Genomic DNA, 17,098 nt, shown 5'->3' on the forward strand with positions numbered 1-17,098 from the left:
TTTATCGCCAAGCCGCAGCCTTCGGCAAGGCCCGCCGGGCGCAGCGCCATGATACCGCGGCGGCGGTCAATCCGTTGGTCTTGGGCCGGACCGCTACTGCGGATGCCTGGCCAGTTCCTGCTCGCTCAGGTTCCAGTCCTGCCAGAGCTGCAACGCGCCGATTATGGCGACCAGCGCGCCGAGCAGGATGTGCCAGAACTGCAGCGCCTGATCTTCGGAGTAGCCGAAGACCAACGGCGATGCCATCAGCCAGAGGCCGAGCAGGATGCTCGCCACCTCCTCCCAGCGATGCAGCGCGACATATTCGAGCTGGGAGACGCCCAGTACCAGCATGCCGACCATGAAGCTGTTGAGGACGAGATGGCTGCGCTCGATATCGACGGCGCCGCTGACCTGCATCGGAAACCAGGGCGAGACCATGATCAGCACGCCGAGCAGCATGCCGACCCAGTCCTCCCAGGGGCGGTGTGTGTTGAAGAAGCGATTACCCGACATGACCAACCTCCTTGCGACAAGGGGCATACGTCAGCGGCCACTCCATATCAGTCGACCATCCGGCCGCATCAGGCGCGTATGTCTGATATCAAACCTAATCGAACCGTATCGGCCCGCAAGGCCCTGGCGGCTGTGTGCGGCGCGGCAGAAGCGCCGGCCGACCGCCTTGAATCTCACCGTGCCCCGCCGAGGCGCTCCAGCGCCTCCTGGGCGGTCTTGAGATCCGGACGCAGTTCGAGCGCCCTGCGGAAATCGGCCGCGGCCCCCTTCTTGTCGCCAAGCTGCATCTTGCCCAGCCCGCGGTTGCTCCAGGAATAGGCGTCATTCGGATCGTATTGCAGCGCCTTGTCGTAATCGGCGATCCCGCCCTTGATGTCGTCCTGATAGAGGCGGATCAGGCCGCGGTTGCGCCAGCCGCGCGCGTCCGTCGGCGCAATCCGCGCGGCCTCGCCATAGTCGGCCGCGGCGCGGTCGAGCTGATTGATGTCGCGATAGACATTGCCGCGGTTGATATAGGCGAGCACGTTGGGCTCGAGCTTGATCTCGGTGGTGTAGTCGGCGATCGCATGCGCCGCATCGCGCTTGCGGAAATAGGCAAAGCCCCGATTGCCATAGGCGATAGCGAGCTGCGGATCGTACTGGATCGCGAGGCTGAAATCGGCCAGCGCACGGTCGAGATCGCCCTTGGTAGCCCAGGCGTCGCCGCGATTGTTGTAGGCCAGCGCGAAGGTCGGATCGATACGGATCGCCTCGTCGTAGTCGGCCATCGCATGATCGAGATCGCGCTTGAAGGCGTAGACGCGGCCGCGATTGGAATAGGCGCAGGCGTAGGCAGGATCGAGCTTGATCGCCTCGTTGAGGTCGGCGAGCGCGGCGTCGAGCTCGCGCTTCTCGGTCAGGCCGTGGCCGCGGTTGCAATAGGCCCCGGCCAGCCGCTTGCCGGTCTCGGTCTTGCCGTCGATCACGGCGTTGCAAGCCGTCACACGGTCGCCGGGCGCCGTCGTCAGGCCGACGCAGGCCTGCCAGTTCGGATCGTCACCGGCGGCGGCTTGCGGCGGATTTGGCAGCGTCAGGGCGGCGCCGAGCAATGCGGCGGTCAGGCAGGCCAAAATGCGCATAGCGTCAATCCACAAATGCCAATTTGCGGGTTGGTCGCGGCTTTGCACCGGCGGGTTCACGCGCTTAGATCAGGGCCTGTGAATCAACCGGGATTTTGCGATGGCTGCCGTCCGCGACAACAAGGCCGAGAGGCGCTTCGAGCTCGACACCGAGGGTGGTCTCGCCATTGCGAACTACCGGCGGACGCCGTCAGCCGTGATCATCACCCATACCGAGACGCCCCGCGCCCTGCGCGGCCGCGGCATCGCCTCGGAGCTGGTCAAGGGGGCGCTGGAGCTGATCCGCGCCGACGGCCACAAGGTGGTCGCCGGCTGCGGCTTCGTGGTGGACTATCTCGGTAAGCATCCGGAATATGCGGATCTCGCGGGCTAGCGCCCCACCCGTCAGACGATCTTGATCGACATGTCCGGCAAGCCCTCGAGCTTGCAAAGCAGCACGTCGCCCTTGACGACCGGGCCGACATTCTCCGGCGTGCCGGAATAGATGATGTCGCCGGCCTTCAGCTCGAATGCCTCGGACAGCTTTGCGATCTGCTCGGCGACGCTCCAGATCATGTTCTTCAGATCGGAGCTCTGCCGCACCGTACCGTTGATCGCGAGCGAGATCGCGCCTTGCGTGAAGTGGCCGGTCTTGCTTGCCGGATGGATCGGCCCGAGCACCGCCGCGTGGTCAAAGCTCTTGCCGATCTCCCACGGCTTCTTCTCCGCGGCCATGCCGTTCTGCAGATCGCGCCGCGTCATGTCGAGCCCGAGCGCGTAGCCATAGACGTGATCGAGCGCCTTCTCGGCCGGGATATTGGTGCCGCCGGATTTCAGCGCCGCGACCAGCTCGACCTCATGGTGATAGTTCTTGGTCAGCGACGGATAGGAATGGTCGGCGACAATGCCGATCGCAACATTCTGGATCGCGTCGGTCGGCTTCTGGAAGAAGAACGGCGGCTCGCGCGTCGGATCGGAGCCGCGCTCGATCGCGTGCGCCGCATAGTTGCGGCCGATGCAGTAGATGCGGCGGACCTGGAACACCTCGGCCTCGTCGACGATCGGGATCGTCACCGCCGGTACCGGAAATATCGCCTTCGGTCCGGCCTGCGCGTGGGCCGGCGCGGATTGAGCGGCGGCGCCGGCGAGTGCGAAGGCGCCGGTCGCAAGCATGGTCCGGCGGTCGAGATCTGTCATGGGAGTTCTCCTTGTTGTTGGCTGATCTATAGATGTTCGCCGCCCCATAAAAAAGGGCCCGCGCTGGCGCGGGCCCTGGCCGTGTGCGGGATGATGATCCCGTCAGTGCTTGATATCAGGAGGCAGCTTGCCGCCATTGGCCGCGAGCTTGCCCATCACCTGCTTGTGCAGCCAGATGTTCATGCTGGCGGAATCGCTGGTGTCGCCGGAATAGCCGAGCTCCTTGGCGAGCTCCTTGCGGGCCGACAGGCTGGAATCGATGTCGAGCGCCTTCATCAGGTCGACGATCGAGGTCCGCCACTCGAGCTTCTCGCCCTTCGCGGCGACCGCCTTGTCGAGGATCGGGGCGACGTCAACGGACTGGGCGGGCGCCGCACCGGCGGGCACTGCGGCGGGAGACGGCGACGTGCTGCCGGATCCACCGGCGGGAGCTGTGCTGGTGCCGCCAGCGGGCGCGGCACTCGCGCTGCTGCCGAAGATCGCGCCCATGATTTTTCCGAAAATGCTCATCGTTCGCTCCCAAGAGAGTTGAGATGTGAAGGCCAGACGGCGCTGGGACGCCTGACCGAGGTCGCCGATAAAGTGTATCGCCCCCACCATAGCCTGCCAATGCGACATTTCACTTAAGCGTGAGTGCTTTTGGCGCGGTTTGGGAGTAGCCTCAATGCACAGTTCGCGACACGGCCAGTTCCCTGCTTTGTCTTTCGCGTCTGGCTTGATCGTGATCGCTTCGAGAGGCGGTACGTTTGTGCCCGCGTGCCGGGCGAAAAATGCGACCGTCCAGGGGGAGACAACGACCATGGCCACTCAATACCAAGGCAATGTCACATCGATGACGCAGAGCGGCGCCGCATCTGCGCCTGTCATCCGCACCATCGGCCTGTCCGATTTGCATCATGCGCTGCGTCTCGGCTGGGAAGACTTCAAGGCGGTGCCAAGCCACGCCATCATCCTGTGTCTGATCTATCCCGTGCTCGGCCTCGTGCTGGCGCGCACGGTGCACGGTTATTCCGTGCTGCCCCTGCTGTTTCCGCTGGCCGCGGGCTTTGCCCTGCTCGGCCCGTTTGCCGCGATCGGTCTTTACGAGATGAGCCGCCGCCGCGAGGATGGCGGGGAAGCATCGGCATGGGATGCCCTGGAGGTATTCCGTTCGCCGTCGTTCGGCGCGATGCTCGGGGTCGGAACGCTGCTCTTCGCGCTGTTCGTGACCTGGATCGCGACCGCCCAGGCGATCTACACGGCGGTGTTCGGCTATGAGACCGCCGCCAACATTCCCGATTTTGCCGCGCGCGTGCTGACCACCCCGCAAGGCTGGTGGCTGATCGTGGTCGGCTGCAGCGTCGGCTTCCTGTTCGCGCTCGTGGCGCTGTGCATCAGCGTGGTCGCCTTCCCCATGATGCTCGACCGCCAGGCAACCGCCGGCGAAGCGATGGTGACGTCGATGCGCGCCGTGGCGCAAAACCCGGTGCCGATGGCCGCCTGGGGCCTGATCGTCGCGGTGCTGCTGCTGCTGGGCTCGATCCCGTTCTTCCTCGGGCTTGCCGTCGTGATCCCGCTGCTTGGTCACGCCACCTGGCATCTCTATCGCGAGGTCATCGTCAAGGATCCGAATGCGCGGCCGGTGATTCCCGAGCCGCGCGAGCGTAAGCCCGCCGCGGACTTCCCCGCCAACCTGTTCCCGTGGCGGCGCAGCGATCGCGGGTAAGCGCTGGCGGAACGTGAACTCGTGAACGTCAAAGCAACCGCCGGCCGATGCTTGGCCGGCGGTTTTGTTGTCCTGACCGTCAAATGGACGTGAGATCGGCGTGGCATTTGCAACGCCAACTGAGATAGATCGATTGATCAAGAGCCTTGTTTTGGCCGCTGTTGCCGCGAACATACCGCCGGATTCCGCGACCAACCTATAACATCGCAGACTCCGGAGTGAATTGCCTGATGACCTCTCACCTTTCCTTTCGCACGCTCGCCATCGGCGCATGGCTCGTGACCTCGACGGCGTCCGCGCTCGCCGCCCCGTGCGGCACGGGCACGTTCGAGTCCTGGCTCGACGATTTCAGGAAGGAGGCTGCGGCGAAGGGCATTTCGCAGAACGCGATCCAGGCCGGGCTGAATGGTGTCACGCAGGACAAGGCGATCCTGGCGCGCGACCACTCGCAGCAGGTGTTCAGCCAGACGTTTGAGCAGTTCTCGGGCCGCATGGTGCCGCCGCGTCTCAACCGCGGCTCCGACATGATGAAGCGCTACGGCTCGGTGCTGTCGCGCATCGAGGAGGCCTATGGCGTGCCGGGCGAAATCCTGGTCGCGATCTGGGGGCTGGAGACCGATTTCGGCGTCAACACCGGCAAGTTTGCGACCATACGCTCGCTGGCGACGCTCGCCTATGATTGCCGCCGCTCCGACATGTTCAAGGCCGAGCTGATGGATGCGTTGCGCATCGTCGAGCGCGGCGATCTCGCGCCGCAGGAGATGCGCGGCGCCTGGGCTGGCGAGCTCGGCCAGACCCAGTTCATGCCGTCGTCCTACATCAAGTTCGCGGTCGACTTCGACGGCAACGGCAAGCGCGATCTCCTGCGCAACGTGCCCGACGTGCTGGCGTCGACGGCGAATTTCCTGAAGAGCCATGGCTGGAAGCAGGGCAAGGGCTGGGAGCCCGGCAGCGAGAATTTTACGGTGATCCAGCAGTGGAACAAGAGCGAGATTTACGCTCGAACGATCGGCTTCTTCGCGACCCAACTCGCCAAGGCGCCATAGCGCTTTGGAGTTCGCACCGGCTTGCGTGGCGGCGAGCCAGGAACGACAGCCAAGACGAGAAGCCCGAACTTCGGCGCAGGTTCGATCAGCGCCGGTCCTGCCTGGATGAATCAAAAAGGGCCGATCGCCCCAGGCAATCGGCCCTTATCGCCACGATCAAAAGCTTACTTCGCCATGCTGGCTTCTGCGGCCTTGCTGAGGTGCGCGCCGCAAGCGCCCCACTTGTTGTTCAGCATCGCGTCCTGGGCGAGCGAGACTTCCTTCTCCGCCGCGAATTTGACCTCGTTGTCGGCCATAGCTTCGACAGCGGCTTCGGTCTTGCCGAGGTTATCACCGCTGCAGCCGAGGCCCGCATGATGACGATGCGCGGCCTGAGCGGGAGCGACGGCGTAAGCAACGGCAGCTACAGTGGCTGCTGCGATCAATGTCTTGATCATGAGATGTTCCATCTTTTGTTCTTGAACAGAAACCAGCGTGATTGCGGAATCTGCAGAACGATTTATCGCTGTTCCCGGCAGCGTTCAGAATGAACTTCGTGCGATCCAAATGTGATGAGCGTTGCGCGCGGATCGCGCATGCGTTGCATAGTGTTTTGATTACATGTCCGTAAGGAAGCGCCGCCGCGTTAGCTTTGCTGCAGCTGTTCACTTCAACCGAAGTGCGTTTCCGGTAATCAGCAATTCGATCTGCGCAACATGCCGATCGAGAGCCAAATATGAAGCAGCCACAAGATCGAATTACCTCTCGGGTCAATGCGACCGATTGACGCTGCAATCATTCAGCGCCATCAAGATGATACAATGAACTATTGATCATTCTTACGTCACGATTCTGTATGCGACGCATGGAACACATCGACGTGATCCGTCTCTAATGGGCGCGCTAGAAGTTGATTGAACGGTCTTTAATTACCACATGAGCAAAGTCTTTAGACGCGCTGAAATTCTATTAACCTACTGATCTCAGGAATATTTATCCGGGAGATTCAGCTCCTACGGAACGTCCGTCCGCAGGCCTGCCCCGGATGCCCGGAACGGTTAATCGAAACTTACCTCCGCCATGCGTTTTGAGCTTAGCTGCATCGCACCATTGGAACTACCGCGCTGCACCATATCATCTATATTCACTTCAACGATGAGGCGTTGAAAAGCTGAATCGGAACTACTAGGAGACTACCATGTTGCTCTCGCTCATCCGCATGATCCAGGCTTTCCGGGATTATCAGCGCAATGTCAGCGAACTGTCCCAGCTCAGCGATCGCGAACTGGCCGATATCGGCCTCGACCGCTCGGACATTCCGCGCGTTGCCGCCGGTACCTACAACGGCTAATCGGCCGCAAGCCATCTGATGAACGGATAACGCCCGCTCCTGCAGCGGGCGTTATCGTTTCTAGAGCGTTTTCGAGCGAAGCGGATACCGGTTCGCGTGAAGAAAACGCGTCAAAACAAGAATCTAGAGCTCCGTTCCGATTCCATCGGAACGGAAAGAGTTCTAGCGCGGTTTCAGATGCATATGGAATCAAAACGCGCTAACGCTGCGCGATGACACCGCATCAATCCTCTTCCCAATCCGTGCACATCGTGGGCGCGGGGCTCGCCGGCTCGGAAGCCGCCTGGCAGGTCGCCAGTGCCGGCATTCGCGCCGTCCTGCATGAAATGCGCCCGCACCGGATGACCGAGGCGCATCGGACCGAAGGCTGCGCCGAACTGGTCTGCTCGAACTCCTTCCGCTCCGACGATGCCGCCAACAACGCGGTCGGGCTGCTGCACGCCGAGATGCGGCGGTTGGGCTCGCTGATCATGCGTTCGGCCGACGCCAACCAGGTGCCCGCCGGCGGCGCGCTGGCGGTCGACCGCGACGGCTTTTCCGCCGCCGTCACCAAGGCGCTGAACGAACATCCGCTGATCGAGATCAGCCGCGAGGAAGTCGCCGGCCTGCCGCCGGCCGACTGGAGCAACGTCATCGTCGCCACCGGTCCCCTCACCTCGGCACCGCTCGCCGACGCCATCAGGCAGCTGACCGACGAGAGCGCGCTCGCGTTCTTCGACGCGATCGCGCCGATCGTGCACAGGGATTCCATCGACATGTCGGTGGCCTGGTTTCAATCGCGCTACGACAAAGTCGGCCCCGGCGGCACCGGCGCCGACTACATCAACTGTCCGATGACGAAGGAGCAGTATGACGCCTTCGTCGCGGCGTTGCTCGATGGCGAGAAGGTCGACTTCAAGGACTGGGAGACCAACACGCCCTATTTCGACGGCTGCCTGCCGGTCGAGGTGATGGCCGAACGCGGTCACGAAACGCTGCGCCACGGGCCGATGAAGCCGGTCGGATTGACCAATCCGCACAATCCGACGGTCAAGCCCTATGCGATCGTCCAGCTGCGGCAGGACAACAAGCTCGGCACGCTCTACAACATCGTCGGCTTCCAGACCAAGCTGAAGCACGGCGCACAGCAGCGTGTGTTCCGCACCATCCCGGGCCTTGAGCAGGCGGAGTTCGCCCGCCTCGGCGGCCTGCATCGCAACACCTTCCTCAATTCGCCAAAGCTGCTCGACGCGCAATTGCGCCTGCGCGCCCAGCCGCGGCTGCGCTTCGCCGGGCAGATGACCGGCTGCGAGGGCTATGTCGAGTCGGCCAGCGTCGGCCTGATTGCCGGGCTCTGCGCCGCCGCCGACACGCGCGGCGCAGTGCTGACGCCGCCGCCGGCCACGACCGCACTCGGCGCGCTGCTCGGCCACATCACCGGCGGCCATATCGAGACCATCGAATCCGGCCCGCGCTCGTTCCAGCCGATGAACATCAATTTCGGTCTGTTCCCGCCGCTGGCCAGCCCTCCGACCAAGAAGCCGGACGGCTCGCGGCTGCGCGGCAACGAGAAGACGGTCGCCAAGAAACAGGCGATCAGCGCGCGGGCGCTCGCCGACCTCGACCATTGGATCGCAGAGCACCTGCGTATTGCAGCGGCGGCCTGACCACCATGAGCTTGCCGAAAGACGACGACGCGACGCTGTCGGCGCGATGGCGCCAGGGTGTCCTGCTCAAGCGCGATGTGTTCTCGACCGTCGAGCGCGGCCGCTTCCGCGCCGATGACGGCGAGGTCGACGGCGTGCTGCGCCGGCTCGACCAGGTGCCGTTCTGGTCGTTCCTCGTGGCGCTGCATCTGTTTTCGCGCGAACGCCGCGCGCTGACCTTGGCGCGCGACCTCGACGTCGGCCCCAAGTTGCTGTGGGCCGGCAAGCGCGCGCTGGTGCGCGGCTTCATCGACGGCGCGGCGCTGCATCTGGCGAAGCCGCACGGCGACGTCGCCTATTTCCGCTCCGCCAAGGCCGCGTTGCGCAAGCTGCATCGCGCCGGTATCTGCCACAACGACCTCGCCAAGGAGCAGAACTGGCTGGTCGGCCGCGACGGCCGCGCCTACCTCACCGACTTCCAACTCGCCGCCTGCTTCAAGAGCCGAAGCCGGCTGTTCCGCATCGCGGCCTATGAGGATCTGCGGCATCTCTTGAAGCACAAGCGCAGCTACGCGCCGGAGGCGTTGACGCCGAAGGAGCGCAAGGTGCTCGCCAAGAAGTCGGCGGTCGCCAGCATCTGGCTCAGGACCGGCAAGAAGGTCTATCAGGCGATCACGCGCGGCATCTTCAATTTCACCGACCGCGAGGGCGGCGGCCGGCGGCTGGTCAACGACGCCCCGGTGCTGGTCGATCTGATCCGCAGGAATCCGGATGTGCGCGACACCGCGATCGTTGCCTTTGCCGACCGGCGCGTCGGCGTCGGGCTCTATGCGTTCGTCGAGGCCGACCAGTCCGCGCTGGAGAGGACGCTGCGCAGCGAGCTTGCTGCCGCCAAGGGCGTCAAGCCGCCCGAACACATCCAGATCGTGCATGCGCTGCCGCGCGATGCGGCCGGCAAGCCGCGCACCGAAATCCTGCAGCTCGTCGCCATGAACCAGATCGACCTGATCGAGCCGATGATGCGCAGCGACGCCGATCGCGAGTTCCTCAAGGACATCCTCGAGCAACGCAAGAATCTGCGCGATCGATTCAATTTTGAAGTGGCCGAGATGGATCGGCCGGCGCGTTAAAGCGTGATCCGGAAAAGTGCGAAGCGGTTTTCCGAAAAGATCATGCTCAAACAACAAGCTAAAGCGCGACGACGATCCAACCCAATCTCATCGCGCTTTAGCGCGCGCACTCTCGACAAACGCAGCTCGAAGCGCCAATCTTGCGAGGGCTAGCGCGCTCAAGGGACAAGTTTAATGCCACTCACCCGTGGCCGTATCGGGGGATATAATTCCGAACGCCTGGCGTTCGGATTCACCATGATGCACGGCGATCAGGAAATTGAATGCCAGATCAGCGATGCCGCAATGGACGAGCTGGCCGGCACGCGCGGAACACCGAGCCTGGCCCGGCAGGCGCAATTCGTTGCGCTGCGCGACGCTATCGAGATGATCGCATCCGACATCTTTGACAGCGGTCCGGTGGTCCGGGGCGCAACGATCCGGATCTTCACCAAGCACATCTCGAAAGAGCCGAGTTGAGTATCATCCCCGCGCAAACGCTCCGCACTTTTCGGCATGATGCCTTAGCGACCGAATTCCTCGGTGCGCGCGGCTCGCCACAACGTCCAGAGCGTGCGCAGGCGTGAGACCGGTTGCGGCAGGAACGGATCGTTGTCGGCCCTCCTCGCCCGGTTCAGTTCGCGCCTGACATAAGCGAGCGGCAGAAAGATCGGCCGCACGCCGGATGGCACATCCGCGAGCAGCCCGAATGCGGTCTTGAGATGGCCCAGTGCCTCGTCCGCGAGCTGCTCGACCGCCGCACGGATGTTGGGCGTCGGCTTGCCGGCAAACACCTCCTCTTTGCTGCTGCCGTGCTGCTGAAGCAGCGGTAGCGGCAGAAACAGCTGCTGCCGCGAGGCGTCGCGGCCCAGCGCCGCGATGACCTGCGCCATGCCCTGGGCAAGGCCGGCATGACGGGCCAGGTGATCGATCGCCTCCGATGGCCGCGCCACGATGCGCGTGGCCTCCGAGAACAGCACTGAGGCCGTAGCGTCAAGATAGCCCTCGAGCGCAGCCAGCGACGGCATCGGGTCGTTGTAGAGATCGAACTGGTGCTCCTCGACCAGCTGCGACAACGGCGAGACCGGCAGGCGGTGAGTGCGGATCGCCTGCAGCAGTTCGGCTGCGACCGGATTGCCTTCGACACCGCCATGCCCTGCCCCGGCCAGCATGTCGGTCCACCATTGCAGCCGCATCTCGCCGGGTAGCGGCTGGCTGACCTGCTCGTGCACGCGCGAGACCTCGATGTTGAAGGCGTAGAGCGCAAGCAGCGCCCGCCGTTCCGGCCCCGGCATGAACAGGGTCGACGCGTAGCGCACGAAGTCATGGGTGCGCACCAGATCGGCGCAGAAGCCCGCGCCGTCCTTTGGCGCCTCCGCGGCGCTCATGGCACAGCGATCAGCGCCGCCGCGACGCGGCGCCGCTCGCCCAGCATGATGTTGTAAGTGCGGATCGCGGGGCCGGTCTGCATCGGGTCGAGCACCACCCGCACCGCGCGCAAGGCCTCGCGCAGGCCCTTTGGCGGCACCCAGACCTCGGTGCCGGTGCCGACGATCAGCGTGTCGATCGCATTGGCCGATGCGAACACCTTCTGCAGCGAATATTCGTCGATCTCCTGCGGCCTGGTCACCGGCCAGGCCCAGATCGCGTCAGGCAGGCACAGCAACGAGCCGCGGTGCGACATATCGGCGAACGCGAAGCCGCCCTTGCCGTAGGCCTCGATCGGCGCCGACCTCGGAAGATGGGGAGCGTCCGAGGAGTTGCTCATGACCGGCTACTTCTTGGCTGCCGCCGCGTCCGGCTTCTTGGCCGGCGCATCCTGCGCCTCGCCCCGCGTGGTGTGAACACCGAGATAGATCAGGATTGGCGCCGCGATGAAGATCGAAGTGTAGGTGCCGACCAGCACGACGCCGAACATCATGACCGCAGTGAAGCTGTGAATCGCCTGGCCGCCGAACAGCAGCAGCGCGAGCAGCGCCAGGGTCACGGTGACGTGGGTGATGATCGAGCGCGACAGCGTCGAGTTGATCGATTCGTTGAGCAGCTGCGGCATCGGCATCTTCTTGTAGCGCCGCAGCATCTCGCGGATACGGTCGTAGATGACGACGGTGTCGTTGAGCGAATAGCCGAGAATTGTCAGCAGTGCCGCGATGCTGGTGAGGTCGAAATCGACCTGAGTGATCGACATGAAGCCGATGGTCAGCACGATGTCGTGGACATTGGCGATCATGGCGCCGAGCGCGAACTGCCACTCGAACCGGAACCAGAGATAGATCAGGATGCCGACAATCGCGAACATCAGGCCGATCATGCCGTAGGCAAGCAGTTCGCCGGAGACGCGCGGTCCCACCACTTCGACGCGGCGGTAATCGACGGATTCGCCGAGCGCGCCGCGCACTTTCGTTACTGCATCCTGTTGCGCCTTATCGCCGCCGGGCTGCTCGGCGACGCGGATCAGGACTTCGGCTGGACCACCGAATTGTTGCAGCTGCACCTCGCCGAGCCCAAGACCGTTCAAGGTTGTGCGCATCGCGGCGATGTCGGCGGTGCCGGACTTGGCCTGCACCTCCAGCAGCGTGCCGCCCTTGAAGTCGATGCCGAAATTCAGGCCGTGGGTGAAGAACAGCGTGATCGCAACGATCGAGAGCACCGCCGAGATCGGAAAGCTGATGCGGCGAAAGCGCGTGAAATCGAAATGCGTGTCGTCGGGCACGATGCGCAGCGCCGGCAGCAAACCGAGCGCCGCGACGACGGTCAGCACGGCGATCAGGATGCCAAGGCCAATGAGAACGGTATGAGTCACAATAGGCCTCTCAGATCGGCACGGTTTGCGGCCGCTTCCACCGCACCCACCCCGCGACGATCAGGCGCGTCAGGGTAAAGGCGGTGAACACCGTGGTGATGATGCCGATGCCGAGCGTCACGGCAAAGCCGCGCACCGGTCCGGTGCCGATGTAGAACAGCACGGCGGCAGCAATGAAGGTGGTGATGTTGGAGTCGAGGATGGTCGCGAGCGCCCGCTTGAAGCCGGCGTCGATCGCCGAGATCGCATTGCGGCCGCCGCGCAATTCCTCGCGGATGCGCTCATAAATCAGCACGTTGGAGTCGACCGCGATGCCGACGGTGAGCACGATGCCGGCGATGCCGGGCAAGGTCAGCGTGGCATTGAGCAGCGACAATAGCCCAAAGATCATGGCGACATTGATCGCCACGGCGATGTTGGCGAACACGCCGAACAGCCGATAGGTGATCAGCATGAACACGATGACAAGGATCGAGCCGACATAGGCCGCGAGCTCGCCCTTTTCGATCGAGTCCTGCCCGAGGCCGGGACCAACGGTGCGCTCCTCGATCACGGTCAGCGGCGCCGGCAGCGCGCCGGCGCGCATCAGGATCGCCAGATCGTTCGCCGACTGCACGGTGAAGCTGCCGGAGATCTGGCCCTGTCCGCCGGTGATCGGCTCGCGGATCACCGGTGCCGAGATCACCTTGTTGTCGAGCACGATCGCAAACGGCTGACCGACGTTCTCGGCGGTCGCCTGCGCGAATTTGCGGGCGCCCGACGTATTGAATTTGAAGCTGACGATCGCCTCGCCCGTACGCTGGTCAAAGCCGGGCTGGGCATCGGACAGTTCGCCTCCGGAAACCAGAACCTGCTTCTTGACGACATACGGAACCGGCGGCGGTGACGCACTCATCAGCAGTTCGGAATCCGGCGGCAAGCGGCCCTGTTGCGCCTGGTCGGGCGACACCGAGGAGTCGACCATCCGGAATTCCATCTTCGCCGTCTTGCCGAGCAGTTCCTTCAGGCGGGTCGGGTCCTGCAGGCCCGGCACCTGCACCAGGATGCGGTCGGTGCCTTGACGCTGAATCACGGGCTCGACCGTACCGAGTTCGTTGACGCGCCGCTCGACGATCTGGATCGATTGCTCGATGGTCTGCCGGATCCGCTCGGTGATCGCGGCCTGCGGCACCGTCAGGCGGATCAAGCCGCCGCCGGCATCTGCCACATCGAGACTGCGCTGGCCGCTGGAGCCAAGCAGGCCGCCGAGCGGCTGCGATAAGTCACGCAGCTTCGACAACGCCGTCGCCTGGTCGGTGTCCTTGGAGATGCGGACTTCCACCGCTTCGTTGCGGACGTTGAGGCCGGTATAGACGATCTTGGCTTCACGAAGCACCCGCCGCACGTCGTCGCGGATCTGGTCGAGCTTCTCCTTCTTCACATAGTTGGAGTCGACCTCGAGCAAGAGATACGAGCCGCCCTGCAGGTCGAGGCCAAGCACGAGGCGCCGCTGCGCCCAGGCCGGCCAGGTCTTGACCTGCGCCTCGGGGAAGAAATTGGGCACGGCGCACAGGCAGACCACCAGCGCTGTCAGGATGATCCCCAGCGCTCGCCACCGCGTGAAATACAACATCGAATTGACCTGTCAGATTCGGCAAAAGGCTCCGCGGCGATCAGCTCGCGGACGCCTCGTCCTTGGCGTCGCCCTTCGCCGGCTCACCCTTGGTCCGCACGCCCGAGATCATCTGGCGCATCTGCCGCACGCGAACGCCGTCCGAAATCTCGAACTCGATCTGGTCGTCGTCGACCACCTTGGTCACCTTGCCGACGAGGCCGCCCGAGGTCACCACGGTGTCGCCGCGGCGGATGTTCTTCACGAGGTCTGCGTGATCGCGCACCTTCTTCTGCTGCGGGCGCAGAATCAGGAAGTACATGATGACGAAGATCAGCGCGAATGGCAGCAGCGACATCAACATGCTGTTGGTGTCACCACCCGCTCCAGCCTGAGCAAACGCAGGAGTAATCAGCATTCGGACGATCCTCGGATAAGACGGGAAAGAACCGGCAGCGCCCTCGGATTCGGGGCGGTATGGCGGTCCGGACAAATTCGCGCGGACTATAGCGGCCGCGGTCCCAATTGCAACGTTAACGGACCTTCATTTAGGGCGCTTGCGGGACCGCCGCCAGCCCGATAAGGCTGCGCCGTCAGGAACTGGACAAATGCCGAAAAAAGCCAAGAAATCACCCAGTAAAACCACGAGTAAAACAGCCCCCAAAACCGCCGGCAAACGCGCTGCGAAAGCCGCGACAAAACGCCCGGAAACGCCGCTCGACGGCGCGACCGCCGAGCGGATCGCGAACGCCCTGGAGACCATTGCGAGCCGGCTTTCGGCCGCCTCCCCCGCCCCCGATCCGGCCGGGTCGCTCAGTGCCACAGACGCCTTTGTCTGGCACCCGGACGGGCGCCTGGCCCCGGTGCCGCGCGTCAGCCGCGTCGAGATCGGCCTGCTCAAGGGCGTCGACCGGATGCGCGACATCCTGATGGAGAATACCGAGCGCTTCGCCAACGGACTGCCCGCCAACAATGCGCTGCTGTGGGGCGCCCGCGGCATGGGCAAGTCGTCCCTGGTGAAGGCCACCCATGCCAGCATCAATGTCGACCGCAAGCCGGCCGACCGGCTCAAGCTGATCGAGATTCACCGCGAGGACATCGAAAGCCTGCCCGGCCTGATGGAGCTGCTGCGCAGCTCATCGTTCCGCTTCATCGTGTTCTGCGACGACCTCTCCTTCGACGGCAACGACGCTTCCTACAAATCGCTGAAGGCGGTGCTCGAAGGCGGTATCGAGGGGCGCCCCGACAACGTCATCCTCTATGCGACCTCGAACCGGCGGCATCTCCTGGCGCGCGAGATGATCGAGAACGAACGCTCGACCGCGATCAATCCGGGCGAAGCGGTCGAGGAAAAGGTCTCGCTGTCTGACCGTTTCGGCCTCTGGCTCGGCTTCCATCGCTGCAGCCAGGACGAGTACCTCGCGATGGTGAAGGGATATTGCGACCATTACGGCATCAAGATCGCCGAGAACGAACTCGAGCGCGAGGCGCTCGAATGGTCGACCACCCGCGGATCGCGCTCCGGCCGCGTCGCCTGGCAATACACCCAGGAACTGGCGGGCCGGCTCGGCGTGCGGCTCGCCGGGGCGTAATCGCACCAACGATCAAACGACCAAAACAAAACGGGGGAGGTTTGCACCTCCCCCGTTGTCTTTGTTGTGAGACTTGGAAGTCCCTTGGAAGTCCCGGCGCGTAACTTATGCGCCGTTGAGGAACTGGAGCGGATCGACCGGGGACGATCCCTTGCGAATTTCGAAATGGAGCTGCGGCGAGCCCGCCTCACCCGACTGGCCCGATTTGGCGATCACCTGGCCGCGCTTGATGGTGTCGCCGCGCTTGACCAGGATTTCGCTCGCATGGGCGTAGGCGGTGACGTAGCCGTTAGAATGGCGGACCAGCACCAGATTGCCGTAGCCCTTCAGCTCGTTGCCCGAATAGGCGACGACGCCGTCTTCGGCGGCCTTCACCGGCGTGCCTTCGGGCACCGCGACATTGATCCCGTCATTGACCTTGCCGTTGGTCTTCGAGCCATAGGCGGTGATGACCTTGCCGCGCACCGGCCAGCGGAAGGTCGGCAATGCGCCGGTGGCTTCGCTCGACTTGGTGGCTGCGGGCGCTTCTGCGGCAGCAACGGGCTGATCGACAATCGCGGTCGGCTGAACCAGCCGCGCACTCTGCTGCGGCAGCGCAGTGGCGACGACCTTCGGAGCTGCCACGGCCGGCACCGGGGCCGCTGCGACAGGCGCAGCAGCAACAGCTTGCGCAACGGGCGCGGGAGCCGCCATCGCAGTCTTGGCGCCGGGCACGACGAGCTTCATGCCGAGGCTGAGCCGCGCCGACTGATCGAGATTGTTGGCGCGGGCAAGCTCGGCGACCGGGATGTGGTGCTGGCGCGCGATGCTGTGCAGAGTGTCGCCGCGATTGACATAGTGGATTCCGGCCGGTGCGGCTGCCACCGCAACGGGCCGCGCAGCGGGTGCGGCCATCGCAGGTGCCGCAGCGGCTGACGCCGTCGGGCGCGGAATGATCAGCTGCTGACCGGGCGACAATGCGCGCGGTCCCTTATAGCCGTTGGCGCGCAGGATCTCGGCCGACGAGACGTTGTAGCGGCGCGCCAGCACCTCGAGCGTATCGCTGGTGCCGACGATGATGGTGGTGCCGTTATGCCCGGCATGCGCTGCGGCGACCGAACGCGGAACGGTGCCGGTGGCTTCGATCTGCGGGCGCGCGGGCGGCGGTGTGTAGGACGAAAGCCCGCGCCCTCCTCCGGAGACGCCGGCGCCGGCGACCGGATAGGATTGCGGCGCCGCAACCGGCGGCGGCAATGGCTGTGACTGATACTGGGAATACTGCGGCTGGGTATGCGGCCGCGCATATTGCGGCAGCTCGCGCGGCGGCTGTGCCTGCTGCTGCACGGTGCCGGTCGGCTGCGGATCAAGCGCAAACGGATTTTGCGAGTAGGAGTTTTGCGAGAAGCGCGACGACATATCGGCGCTGCAACCGGCAAAAGCCATGGACATCAGCGTCAGCACCGCAACCTGCGGTACGCGACGCGAGCGAAGCAACTCAACAACCCCGGACATGGTTACTCACTCGTACG

Annotated in this window: 19 protein-coding genes; 8 read left to right on the top strand and 11 right to left on the bottom strand. The window is 64.1% G+C overall.

The window, feature by feature from the left end:
• Nucleotides 1-93 precede the first annotated feature (93 nt).
• Together HAP48_RS38995 and HAP48_RS39000 are read right to left on the bottom strand one after the other, a co-directional pair.
• A complete protein-coding gene (locus tag HAP48_RS38995; RefSeq protein ID WP_166205159.1) occupies nucleotides 94-495 on the bottom strand; it encodes an SPW repeat protein in 402 nt (133 codons plus the stop codon).
• 173 nt (nucleotides 496-668) lie between these two features.
• Nucleotides 669-1,613 (bottom strand): tetratricopeptide repeat protein, encoded by a 945-nt coding sequence (locus HAP48_RS39000; RefSeq protein WP_166205160.1) that lies wholly within the window; start codon nucleotides 1,611-1,613, stop codon nucleotides 669-671.
• Between the two features lie 100 nt (nucleotides 1,614-1,713).
• On the opposite strand from HAP48_RS39000, the gene HAP48_RS39005 reads away from it, so the two are divergent.
• On the top strand, nucleotides 1,714-1,986 hold the full coding sequence (locus HAP48_RS39005; protein ID WP_166205161.1) for a GNAT family N-acetyltransferase: 273 nt from the start codon (nucleotides 1,714-1,716) through the stop codon (nucleotides 1,984-1,986).
• 11 nt (nucleotides 1,987-1,997) lie between these two features.
• Here HAP48_RS39005 and HAP48_RS39010 read toward each other — a convergent pair whose 3' ends face one another.
• On the bottom strand, nucleotides 1,998-2,789 hold the full coding sequence (locus HAP48_RS39010; protein WP_166205162.1) for a fumarylacetoacetate hydrolase family protein: 792 nt from the start codon (nucleotides 2,787-2,789) through the stop codon (nucleotides 1,998-2,000).
• Nucleotides 2,790-2,891: 102 nt separating this feature from the next.
• Complete coding sequence (locus tag HAP48_RS39015) at nucleotides 2,892-3,299, bottom strand: DUF3597 domain-containing protein (protein ID WP_166205163.1); 408 nt, start codon at nucleotides 3,297-3,299, stop codon at nucleotides 2,892-2,894.
• A 289-nt stretch (nucleotides 3,300-3,588) separates the two neighbouring features.
• Between HAP48_RS39015 and HAP48_RS39020 the strand changes: the two genes are divergently transcribed.
• Nucleotides 3,589-4,494: a DUF2189 domain-containing protein gene (locus HAP48_RS39020; RefSeq protein WP_166205164.1), complete on the top strand. Its 906-nt coding sequence runs from the start codon at nucleotides 3,589-3,591 to the stop codon at nucleotides 4,492-4,494.
• A gap of 230 nt (nucleotides 4,495-4,724) precedes the next feature.
• Nucleotides 4,725-5,540, top strand: a complete 816-nt coding sequence (locus tag HAP48_RS39025) for a lytic murein transglycosylase (RefSeq protein WP_166205165.1) — start codon at nucleotides 4,725-4,727, stop codon at nucleotides 5,538-5,540.
• Between the two features lie 164 nt (nucleotides 5,541-5,704).
• Here HAP48_RS39025 and HAP48_RS39030 read toward each other — a convergent pair whose 3' ends face one another.
• A complete protein-coding gene (locus HAP48_RS39030; protein ID WP_166205166.1) occupies nucleotides 5,705-5,989 on the bottom strand; it encodes a hypothetical protein in 285 nt (94 codons plus the stop codon).
• A gap of 728 nt (nucleotides 5,990-6,717) precedes the next feature.
• Here HAP48_RS39030 and HAP48_RS39035 point away from each other — a divergent pair.
• From HAP48_RS39035 to HAP48_RS39050, 4 genes are all read left to right on the top strand, one after another.
• A complete protein-coding gene (locus HAP48_RS39035) occupies nucleotides 6,718-6,870 on the top strand; it encodes a DUF1127 domain-containing protein (RefSeq protein WP_016846063.1) in 153 nt (50 codons plus the stop codon).
• Between the two features lie 212 nt (nucleotides 6,871-7,082).
• Nucleotides 7,083-8,516 (top strand): methylenetetrahydrofolate--tRNA-(uracil(54)-C(5))-methyltransferase (FADH(2)-oxidizing) TrmFO, encoded by a 1,434-nt coding sequence (gene trmFO / locus HAP48_RS39040; protein WP_166205167.1) that lies wholly within the window; start codon nucleotides 7,083-7,085, stop codon nucleotides 8,514-8,516.
• Nucleotides 8,517-8,521: 5 nt separating this feature from the next.
• The gene (locus tag HAP48_RS39045) at nucleotides 8,522-9,625 is read left to right on the top strand and encodes a serine/threonine protein kinase (RefSeq protein WP_166205168.1); all 1,104 of its coding nucleotides are present in this window, start codon (nucleotides 8,522-8,524) and stop codon (nucleotides 9,623-9,625) included.
• 174 nt (nucleotides 9,626-9,799) lie between these two features.
• Nucleotides 9,800-10,084, top strand: coding sequence for a DUF1488 family protein (locus tag HAP48_RS39050; RefSeq protein WP_166205169.1), 285 nt, complete (start codon nucleotides 9,800-9,802; stop codon nucleotides 10,082-10,084).
• A gap of 44 nt (nucleotides 10,085-10,128) precedes the next feature.
• Here HAP48_RS39050 and HAP48_RS39055 read toward each other — a convergent pair whose 3' ends face one another.
• Genes HAP48_RS39055 through yajC form a run of 5 tightly spaced genes read right to left on the bottom strand, consistent with a single transcriptional unit; the run spans nucleotide 10,129 to nucleotide 14,416 of the window.
• Entirely contained in the window at nucleotides 10,129-10,992 is an 864-nt protein-coding gene (locus HAP48_RS39055) for a phytoene/squalene synthase family protein (RefSeq protein WP_166205170.1), read from the bottom strand.
• On the bottom strand, nucleotides 10,989-11,372 hold the full coding sequence (locus HAP48_RS39060; RefSeq protein WP_029082679.1) for an Mth938-like domain-containing protein: 384 nt from the start codon (nucleotides 11,370-11,372) through the stop codon (nucleotides 10,989-10,991). Before HAP48_RS39060 ends, HAP48_RS39055 begins: the two co-directional genes overlap by 4 nt.
• Nucleotides 11,373-11,378: 6 nt before the next feature.
• Entirely contained in the window at nucleotides 11,379-12,407 is a 1,029-nt protein-coding gene (secF, locus tag HAP48_RS39065; protein ID WP_166205171.1) for a protein translocase subunit SecF, read from the bottom strand.
• A gap of 10 nt (nucleotides 12,408-12,417) precedes the next feature.
• The gene (secD, locus tag HAP48_RS39070) at nucleotides 12,418-14,019 is read right to left on the bottom strand and encodes a protein translocase subunit SecD (protein ID WP_166205172.1); all 1,602 of its coding nucleotides are present in this window, start codon (nucleotides 14,017-14,019) and stop codon (nucleotides 12,418-12,420) included.
• A 40-nt stretch (nucleotides 14,020-14,059) separates the two neighbouring features.
• Nucleotides 14,060-14,416, bottom strand: a complete 357-nt coding sequence (gene yajC, locus HAP48_RS39075; protein ID WP_166205173.1) for a preprotein translocase subunit YajC — start codon at nucleotides 14,414-14,416, stop codon at nucleotides 14,060-14,062.
• A 190-nt stretch (nucleotides 14,417-14,606) separates the two neighbouring features.
• Here yajC and HAP48_RS39080 point away from each other — a divergent pair, with 190 nt between their 5' ends.
• Nucleotides 14,607-15,590, top strand: a complete 984-nt coding sequence (locus tag HAP48_RS39080; RefSeq protein WP_166205174.1) for an ATP-binding protein — start codon at nucleotides 14,607-14,609, stop codon at nucleotides 15,588-15,590.
• A 105-nt stretch (nucleotides 15,591-15,695) separates the two neighbouring features.
• Here the strand turns inward: HAP48_RS39080 and HAP48_RS39085 are convergent, their stop codons facing one another.
• Nucleotides 15,696-17,081, bottom strand: coding sequence for a LysM peptidoglycan-binding domain-containing M23 family metallopeptidase (locus tag HAP48_RS39085; RefSeq protein ID WP_166205175.1), 1,386 nt, complete (start codon nucleotides 17,079-17,081; stop codon nucleotides 15,696-15,698).
• Nucleotides 17,082-17,098 lie beyond the last annotated feature (17 nt).

Source organism: Bradyrhizobium septentrionale (assembly GCF_011516645.4).
Lineage (GTDB): Bacteria > Pseudomonadota > Alphaproteobacteria > Rhizobiales > Xanthobacteraceae > Bradyrhizobium > Bradyrhizobium septentrionale.